Source organism: Bacillus sp. 123MFChir2 (assembly GCF_000383235.1).
Taxonomy (GTDB): Bacteria; Bacillota; Bacilli; order Bacillales; family Bacillaceae_G; genus Bacillus_A.
The window spans coordinates 1-8,467 of sequence record NZ_KB911000.1 but is presented as its reverse complement, the minus strand read 5'-3'; the positions used below and the strand labels follow the sequence as shown (position 1 = coordinate 8,467).

The 8,467-nt window shown below is 33.1% G+C and carries 8 protein-coding genes and 2 pseudogenes; 7 read left to right on the top strand and 3 right to left on the bottom strand.

Annotation, left to right across the window (positions count from 1 at the left end):
• Positions 1 to 667: 667 nt before the first annotated feature.
• The 6 genes and pseudogenes from H280_RS0122145 to H280_RS0122120 all read left to right on the top strand — a co-directional run bounded on the left by H280_RS0122145 (position 668) and on the right by H280_RS0122120 (position 5,102).
• Positions 668 to 1,696, top strand: coding sequence for an ABC transporter ATP-binding protein (locus H280_RS0122145; protein ID WP_020063285.1), 1,029 nt, complete (start codon positions 668 to 670; stop codon positions 1,694 to 1,696).
• Entirely contained in the window at positions 1,671 to 2,459 is a 789-nt protein-coding gene (locus tag H280_RS0122140) for an ABC transporter permease (RefSeq protein ID WP_020063284.1), read from the top strand. The genes H280_RS0122145 and H280_RS0122140 overlap by 26 nt, the downstream gene beginning before the upstream one ends.
• Positions 2,460 to 2,464: 5 nt before the next feature.
• Complete coding sequence (locus tag H280_RS0122135; protein ID WP_020063283.1) at positions 2,465 to 3,265, top strand: ABC transporter permease; 801 nt, start codon at positions 2,465 to 2,467, stop codon at positions 3,263 to 3,265.
• Between the two features lie 221 nt (positions 3,266 to 3,486).
• Positions 3,487 to 4,080, top strand: coding sequence for a HEAT repeat domain-containing protein (locus H280_RS24200; protein WP_020063282.1), 594 nt, complete (start codon positions 3,487 to 3,489; stop codon positions 4,078 to 4,080).
• A 52-nt stretch (positions 4,081 to 4,132) separates the two neighbouring features.
• A pseudogene (locus H280_RS24195) lies at positions 4,133 to 4,495 on the top strand (MmcQ/YjbR family DNA-binding protein).
• Positions 4,496 to 4,523: 28 nt separating this feature from the next.
• On the top strand, positions 4,524 to 5,102 hold the full coding sequence (locus H280_RS0122120; protein WP_020063280.1) for a cysteine hydrolase family protein: 579 nt from the start codon (positions 4,524 to 4,526) through the stop codon (positions 5,100 to 5,102).
• Positions 5,103 to 5,297: 195 nt separating this feature from the next.
• Here H280_RS0122120 and H280_RS24190 read toward each other — a convergent pair whose 3' ends face one another.
• Entirely contained in the window at positions 5,298 to 6,161 is an 864-nt protein-coding gene (locus H280_RS24190; protein ID WP_020063279.1) for a hypothetical protein, read from the bottom strand.
• A 220-nt stretch (positions 6,162 to 6,381) separates the two neighbouring features.
• On the opposite strand from H280_RS24190, the gene H280_RS0122110 reads away from it, so the two are divergent.
• Positions 6,382 to 6,750 carry an SMI1/KNR4 family protein gene (locus tag H280_RS0122110; RefSeq protein WP_020063278.1) on the top strand — a complete coding sequence of 123 codons (369 nt, stop codon included), beginning with the start codon at positions 6,382 to 6,384 and terminating at the stop codon, positions 6,748 to 6,750.
• 134 nt (positions 6,751 to 6,884) lie between these two features.
• Here H280_RS0122110 and H280_RS0122105 read toward each other — a convergent pair whose 3' ends face one another.
• The gene (locus H280_RS0122105; RefSeq protein WP_020063277.1) at positions 6,885 to 8,123 is read right to left on the bottom strand and encodes an MFS transporter; all 1,239 of its coding nucleotides are present in this window, start codon (positions 8,121 to 8,123) and stop codon (positions 6,885 to 6,887) included.
• 100 nt (positions 8,124 to 8,223) lie between these two features.
• Positions 8,224 to 8,467: pseudogene (locus tag H280_RS26675) on the bottom strand (IS4 family transposase); the annotation flags it as partial.

Here is an 8,467-nt window from a genome sequence, read left to right as displayed (position 1 = left end):
TGAGTGGAGAATTTGTTTGAAAGAAATACTGGCATTCCATCGGCAAATAAGTCAAATGGATACTGTATAATTTTGGTTAATCAACACGTGTGATAATATTTATTATTTTTAAAACCTAAAGTATGGTTTGTTTTTTCTTTCTTTGGTCAAAAAAATGGTATTACACTTTAAAATTTTACTTAGACCAACTTTTTTAGTCTGGTTTAAAAATGGGATGTGTGATTAAATTTTATGCAAAAGGGAGAAAATAGGTGAGTATAAATATGTTTATTTCTTCCACGGAATATATGTACTTGTTAACAGCCAACATTTTCCCATAAAAGCCCGATTGGGTGGGCTTTACATCAGAAGAAGAAAAAACTGCATTGATGGTTAGTTTCACTTTATTATGAGAAGACGCATGATTCTGAATAGAATTTGAACTGGAATTATCCGTATGACGGATAGACTTAAATTTGTTGATAATATTTAAATGCTCTTGTAAAATTATACTAGTTTCTATTTATGCAAACGTTTTCGTAGATGAGGATGTTAGCTTGTAATCTACAATTTTTCTTTATTTTATGAGAGGCAGGTGTAAAAAGAATGAAGGGATTTATTTGATTACTATAATACTTTGGCTGTATAACAGCTAAAATTTGTAAAAGGGGAAGTAGGGGATTTATAAATGATTGAAGTAAAGAATGTTACGAAAAGTTATAAGATTTTAGAGCGAAAACCAGGTTTAATGGGTGCAATAAAAGCTTTAGTAAAACGGAAATATTATGATAAGCAGGCGGTAAAACCGATTTCTTTTTCTGTTGAAAAAGGGGAAATGGTTGGATATATCGGATTCAACGGTGCTGGTAAGTCAACTACGATTAAGATGCTGTGTGGAATTTTAACTCCAGATACTGGTGAAATTAAGGTAAATGGAATTATTCCATACAAAAATAGACAGGAAAATGCTAAAAATATTGGAGCTGTTTTTGGACAACGAACACAACTTGCTTGGGATATACCGGTGCGAGAGTCTTTTGAACTATTAAAACATGTTTATGAGATTCCAGAAATAAAATATCAGGAAATGTTGTATTTATTTGAAGATGTACTGGATCTTGGGGATTTAATGCCATTACCTGTTCGCCAGCTATCACTCGGACAAAAAATGCGTTGTGAGTTGGCTGCTGCTTTTCTTCATCAACCTTCTGTAGTGTTCCTAGATGAACCTACAATTGGTTTAGATATTGACGTAAAGGAAAAAATACGCAGTTTTATTAAGGAAATGAATAAGAAATTGGATGCAACAGTGGTCTTAACTACTCACGATATGCAAGATATAGAAGCGCTTTGCCAGCGGATTATTATTATTGATAAAGGGTCTATTATTTATGATGGGGAATTACAAGATCTTAAAGATCGTTTTTCTTATAACCGCATTCTATCTTTAGAATTGGAAGAGTTCACAAAGTTTGAGATTCCTGAATCATTACAAAATTACATAGTGGTACAGAAGAATGAAGCAGAAAATAAATCTCATGTAGAGTTAAGTTTTCACACAAAGTATGTTTCATCGGAATTTGTGCTTTCAGAACTTGCAAAGCACAATAAAATATCAGATTTGACAATTTCAAACCCTAAATTAGAGACGATTATTAAAGATCTTTATCAGCATGGAGGTGAGGAATCCCTTGAAGAAATATTGGGAAATGCTTAAAGTGCAGATAAAACTAGATACCTCATATGCAGCGTGGTATTGGGCAGGTACGTTTGCGATTATCGTTAAATTATGTACGTTGTATTATTTTTGGACTGCTGTTTACGAGAATAAAGAAATTGTTGGAACACTTTCACTAACGAATATGCTAACTTATATGGTCATTGCTTTGTTATTGGAACAATACGTATCTGGAGTAGGAAACAATTTAGCGAGAATGATAAAACAAGGTGACATAGCATTGGAACTGATGAAGCCATATCATTTGTTAGATAAGCTTGTAGCGATGGATATAGGACAAAAAATTTCTAATTCTATGCGTACAACGTTTCCTATGTTACTGTTTGCTGTTTGGTTTGTAGGGATTCAACTCCCGCAATCATTAGAATCTTTTCTATTATTTACGGTAAGTGTAGTTTTCGGTATTTTAATTGGAACGCAATTAGATCTTATTATTGGTATATTAGCTTTTTGGACCGTTAATATATGGGGACTTCGACTTTTGCGAGAGTCTGTAATTCAATTTTGTTCCGGGGCACTTGTCCCATTAACGCTTTATCCACAATGGTTTCAAGAAATTAGTATGTTTTTACCATTTCAATCTATGGTCTATATACCTGTTTCTATTTATACAGGTTCTATATCAGGTACTCAGGCTTATATGGCAATTGCAACACAATTCATGTGGTTAATTATTATTACAGTATTTGTTAGATTCTTATGGACTTTAGCAATCCGGAAAATCACAATATTTGGGGGGTGAGTGAATTGTTGCAAACTCTTAAACGATACTCATTCTTATACATTGTCTATTTTAAGCAGCACTTAAAAGTGATGATGGAATATAAAGTAGACTTTTTAATAGGAATATCTTCAGTCTTCATTCAACAATTTGCCGCTATCTTTTTTATAAAAGTAGTATTTGATCATATTGAAACCTTAAAAGGATGGAACTTTTATCAAATTCTTTTAATCTACGGTATTGCTTTTGCAGGAAGGGCAATCCACCATATTTTCTTCGATAACTTATGGACGATTGGATGGCAATACATTCGGACAGGAAATTTAGACCGTTTGCTAATTCGTCCGATTAATCCGCTGTTCCAAATTATAGCGGAGCGTGTTCAACAAGATGGAATAGGGCAACTGATCATAGGGGGAATTGTTCTTTATTATTCCATTAGTAATCTAGATATTGCTATTACGCTTGGAAATGTACTGATACTTATTATAATGATTTTATCAAGCGGTCTCATCTTTGTTGCATTAAACTTATTTTTTATAACATTTTCTTTTTGGATGACAGATAGTCTCCCTGTTGTATCAGCAGTATTCAGTTTAAGTGACTTTTCGCGATATCCGATTACGATTTATAATAAAGTAATTGCATTTATATTAACGTTTATTATTCCTTATAGTTTTACAGCCTTTTATCCAGCGGCCTATTTCTTTGATAAGGGGTATAAATGGGTTTCTTTATGTACGCCACTCGTTGCGATAATACTATGTTTTATAGCTTATCGTTTTTGGAAATTTGGATTGAGTGCATTTACTAGTACAGGAAGTTAACTATATAAATGCAAATTAAAAAACCGACATAAAACCCCCTTTCTTTTTTGGGGAGGACGAGAGCGTCTGGCCGTGCATAGTAGCGGTCAGGGCTTTTTCCTGCCACATACGATGGTTTAAAACAAAGGGAGGACAGGTTATATTGTATTCTGCACAGTAGCAACTTTTATGTGGAAACATTAAAACTTATTTAAGTGGCTGTATGAAAGGAGAGGGTGAATTTGCTAGAGTTAGATGATATGAACATGCCAACATTAAGAAAATATGCTAGTGAATTTTGTAAAGATAAGAATTGGGAAGATATCTTTACAGAGGCTATGCATCTATATACAACAGAGAATAATTCTAAACAGATGTACTTTTCTATATTCCTATTAGGAGAAATTTCATCATACAAAATGGAAGCTCTTGATTTTTTAAGATGTAAGGTCAGCCAAAATCCTGATTGGCGGGCTCAAGAGGTATTAGCAAAAGCATTTGATATATTTTGTTCAAAAACAGGGTATGAAAATGCTCTTCCTGTTATAAATGAATGGCTCACAGATAAGAACGAAAATGTAAGAAGAGCTGTTACAGAAGGATTGCGCGTATGGACTTCGAAACCATTTTTCAAAGAAAATCCTGAGGAAGCTATAAATGTACTTTCTAATTTGAAAAGTGATCCTAGTGAGTATGTAAGGACATCAGTTGGAAATGCGATAAGTGATATCTCTAAAAAATATCAAGAGTTAGTTAAGAACGAGTTAAACAATTGGAACTGTAAAGAACCTTTTGTATTATATACTTATCAGATTGCAAGTCGTCATATGATTTAAGAGAAATACAGTTTCGGCTTGAAGTGATAAATTGTATATAAGGAGTCTAGTTATGGAAAAGCATATATTAGAAGATTATTGCCGAAAACAACTTGGAGCAATTCATGATTATAAAATAGAATAGCAAGCAGATCGTTATCAAGTGGGAGGTAAAATGTTTGCTATGTTTGGCGGGGATTCAGCAGGAAAACATATACTATCATTGAAAAGTGATCCTGAGCGTGCAGAATATTTAAGAGAAACATACGAGGGTATTATTCCTGGATATTACCTGAATAAAGTACACTGGAATTCCATTTATTTAGATGCTGATATTCCTAAAGAGTTATGGGAGAAGTTAATTATTCATTCCTATGAGCTAGTCCTTCAAAAGTTACCTAAAAGGGTTCAAAAAGAAATTGGTAGTAGGGAATAGAGTTCGAGACAATGAGGAGGGAAAATACATGTTATATAAATTAGACAATGCAGCATTAGTAATTATTGATGTTCAAAAGGCATTTAATCATGAAAAATGGGGTAAACGAAATAATTTTGAAGCAGAACAAAACATTGAAAGTTTATTAAAGTTGTGGAGAAAAAAGAAAGACCCAGTTATTCATATTCAACATCTATCAGATAATATTCATTCTATTATGCACCCTAGTCATGAAGGTTCTGAATTTAAAGATAGTGTAAAGCCAATTGAGGGTGAAGTTGTTATTCAGAAGAAGGTAAATAGCGCATTTATAGGGACAAACTTAGAAGAATATTTACGTGCAAATGGTATTGAAAAGGTTGTGATAGTTGGATTAACTACACCTCATTGCGTCTCAACCACAACTAGAATGAGCGGTAATTTAGGATTTGATACATACCTTATTTCAGATGCTACAGCTGCATTTGGAATGAAAGGACCAAATGATATTTACTATAATGCAGAAGAAATTCATGCTATTTCACTGGCTACCTTGCATGAGGAGTTTGCTACGATTCTTACAACTAAAGAGATGATGGGAATTATGGGAATAGGAATTTTGAAATGATTTCCATCATCTTTTTATCGAATGATATGTAGGTGCTATATAACGTTATAAAACAAAGGCGAACATATCTAGAACACATATTAAACAATTATAATATGTGTTCTTTTTTCATTTCAAGGCACAATCAATGGTAGTATTCTTGCTTCTATTTTAGAATAATTAATAGGATGACCTAGACTTTTCGTAAATTTTTATTTAAAAACAGGGAAGATTATTGGCGTATTCTGGGTTCAGTTTTTCAAATGTATGACTATAGTGTCTTTTGTTATTGAATCCCACAAAATCAATTCCGATGCAAGGTTCTAGATTTCCATCTACAATATTTGAATCAACGAAACTTAAGTGTTTCAATTTTAAAAGTTCCTTAACAAATTGCAAATTTTGTATGTCTCCACAACTAGAAAAGATAAGAGTTTCTAACTTTGTTAAACAAGCAACATAACTGTGATTTTTTATCTTACTGCATTTGTCAAATTCAATCCACTTTAAGGTTGTTGAATTTTTTTCAATTTCATCAATGTATTCTAGATTTCTTAAATAATTGACTTCTAGCTTAGTTAGTTTAGGAAATGCACCGCATCCCTTTAGTGAATTAATATTCCCTTGTGTAATTGTTAATACTTCAAGGTTTGTTAAAGATGCCAGGTCTTCAAGATTTTTTTGTTTTGGTTTGTATTTCCAAATTAACAGTTTTCTCAGGTTAGGACAGTATTCGAATCCTGTAATGTTCTTGTTCCATTGGATATAAAGGGTTTCTAAATTTGTAAAACTCTCTAGTTCCGCCAAATTTAGAGGTACCTCTAGTTCATCTAGTGATAAAGATTTTAAGTTTTTTAATCTGTATAGTTCTGAATAATCCGTAATATATGAGCTTCCAATAGATAATTTCTCTATTTGAGGACAGTGTTTGAGAAAATTAACGTGTGTCAGTTTATATTTAAGATCGTTAATGTAGACACTTGTATAGTTATGTGTATTAATAAAATCAACGTATTCATCGATGCTGCTTCCGTGAATTTGAACCGTACCATCTATCACTAAAAAATCTTTTTTTTTCATTTTGACCAACCTTCGAATAGGATTTATTTTATAGATTATAAAAATATTTTGTCTTCATTTTCTATAATCTTTTTGATATTTATTTTAACACGAGGAACATTTTCTTTTTCTAAGTTTCGGCTAATTTCATCTAAGATTAAGGGTTTCATACGAGAATTTTAGAAATAAATGATATAATCTACCTAAAATAATAACTATCATTCTAGCGGAGGGATTTATTGTGTTAAATAATGATTTAGAGTTAATTTTTAGTAAGCTAGAACAACTAGAAAGTCATGATGTTGAGGTTGAAGTAGATGAACCTGAAATGGAAACTATATCAATTCACCTTTTTTCAAGAGAAGAATTTGAAGAAGCTCAGTTAGGGTATAGTGTAGATAAAGAGGGGAATTCCTTAACAGGGAAAAATGAAGGCGATTGGAAAGAAACCTGGTATGTTATTGGGTATGATGAGGATTTAGGGGATCCAATTTTTATAGACATAGACAATAAAAAATACCCTGTAATGACTGCAATGCACGGTGCTGATGATTGGGAACCTGAAATAATATTTTCATCTTTGGACGAATTCTTGGAATATATATCATAATTAAAAAGACACATACTCAAATAAATGAACTGTACCCCGAATCATAGACACTAAAAGAGTTTAATTTTTGAGGTACAGTTCATTTTTAAAGGGCGTGTTGCTAGTTTCGAATAGTACACCATTTTATAAATTTATTAAACTGATAAGAATTTTTGAATACGTAATTGTTTGTTACGATATTGGGTAATAGTTAACCAGATTCCGCTCAAAGCAATAAGAAGAGCTAAGATGCTAAACGGAATAGTATAACTATGCAGATAGTCAACAAGAATACCAAATAGCGCAGGTGCAAGTACAATAGCAAATTGATTTAACGTTAAAGCAAAACTTACGGTTAAACCGATAAATTGCGGATCTGATTTTTCTGAAACTAAAATGATAAATAAACTAAACCACCCAATCGTAAAGAAACCAAGAAAGAAACATAAGATTACGAGTAACCAAAAAGTCATATAAGATATGATATAGCTCATACATAGGAGTAATAAGACAGTGATACAAATAGTTATCTGTAATGGAAGGACACGATTTCCTTTACATACAGTATCACTAGCCCAAGCTAAAAGGATCCTCCCAATCATTCCACCTAGCAATACTACGCTTAATAATGTTCCAGCATGATGGAGATTTATATGAATTTCATTTGTAAGATAACTCATGAAATGGGCAACAAGAACCATTTGTAAGGACATCATTGTTATTCCGATACAAAAGATAGGGTAGAGAGAATAGTTCCCTTGTACTTTCTTTAACTTTGTAAGGAGTGGCATTGTTTCCGTTTTTTGAACAGAGGAATGCTCATCTCGATAGAATAGGATGAACAGTAAGCCGCCACTAATAGATGCAACCGCTTGCACAAGAATTACGGAAGGGAGACCATATTCATAAAAAAAGAAAGGAAGCGTACTAGAAGCTAAAGCGCCTCCAATCGGAATTCCAGTTTGACGAATTCCCATAGCAAGTCCTCTGCGCTGAGGAGGAAACCACTTTACAATAGCTTTACTGCCCCCAGGTTGTGCCGTTCCATACCATATTCCTACAAATAATAAAATAACAATTAGATATGTGTAATTGGTGACTGGATAGGCAAATAACATACTTGCTCCGAGTAAGATAGAACCTGCACCGACAATCCATCTCTCACCGTACCTATCCATTAAGTTTCCAAAAAATAGCATTGAGAAAATCGGTCCAATGTTTACAGCCGATACAAGTAGCCCGGTTTGAAGCTGAGATAGGTGATGCACTTGCTGCCATAAAGAAGCTAAAGGACCAATTCCATACGTAACAAACGTAGCAAATGTTTGTGAAATAGTTGCGATCAATAAAATAACCCATTTGTAAGAGCCAGTGGAATCATTTTTAGTCTGCATTTTAATATAACCCCCTCTTCCTCTTATTGTATGGATATAGAGTTATCATGTAAAATGAACAATAAAGATAAAAGGTATCACACGTGTTGATTAACCAAAATTATACAGTATCCATTTGACTTATTTGCCGATGGAATGCCAGTATTTCTTTCAAACAAATTCTCCACTCAAACGGCAGAGTATCACAAAGAAACAGGCGTGTGAAACCTGCGAATGACAACGGTTTGATATGTTTTTTCTTACTACCTTTTACGTGAAGAAATTTTAGTAAAACGTAGGCAATCATAGCTGTGAACAACTGATTGAACACCGCATTTGATGTTGTGCCAAATAGCACGGGAACG

Coding starts and splice junctions, on each gene's coding strand:
- H280_RS24190 (WP_020063279.1), bottom strand. CDS start 6,161: ATGAAAAAAAAAGATTTTTTAGTGATAGATGGTACGGTTCAAATTCAC.
- H280_RS0122120 (WP_020063280.1), top strand. CDS start 4,524: ATGTTATATAAATTAGACAATGCAGCATTAGTAATTATTGATGTTCAA.
- H280_RS0122105 (WP_020063277.1), bottom strand. CDS start 8,123: ATGCAGACTAAAAATGATTCCACTGGCTCTTACAAATGGGTTATTTTA.
- H280_RS0122145 (WP_020063285.1), top strand. CDS start 668: ATGATTGAAGTAAAGAATGTTACGAAAAGTTATAAGATTTTAGAGCGA.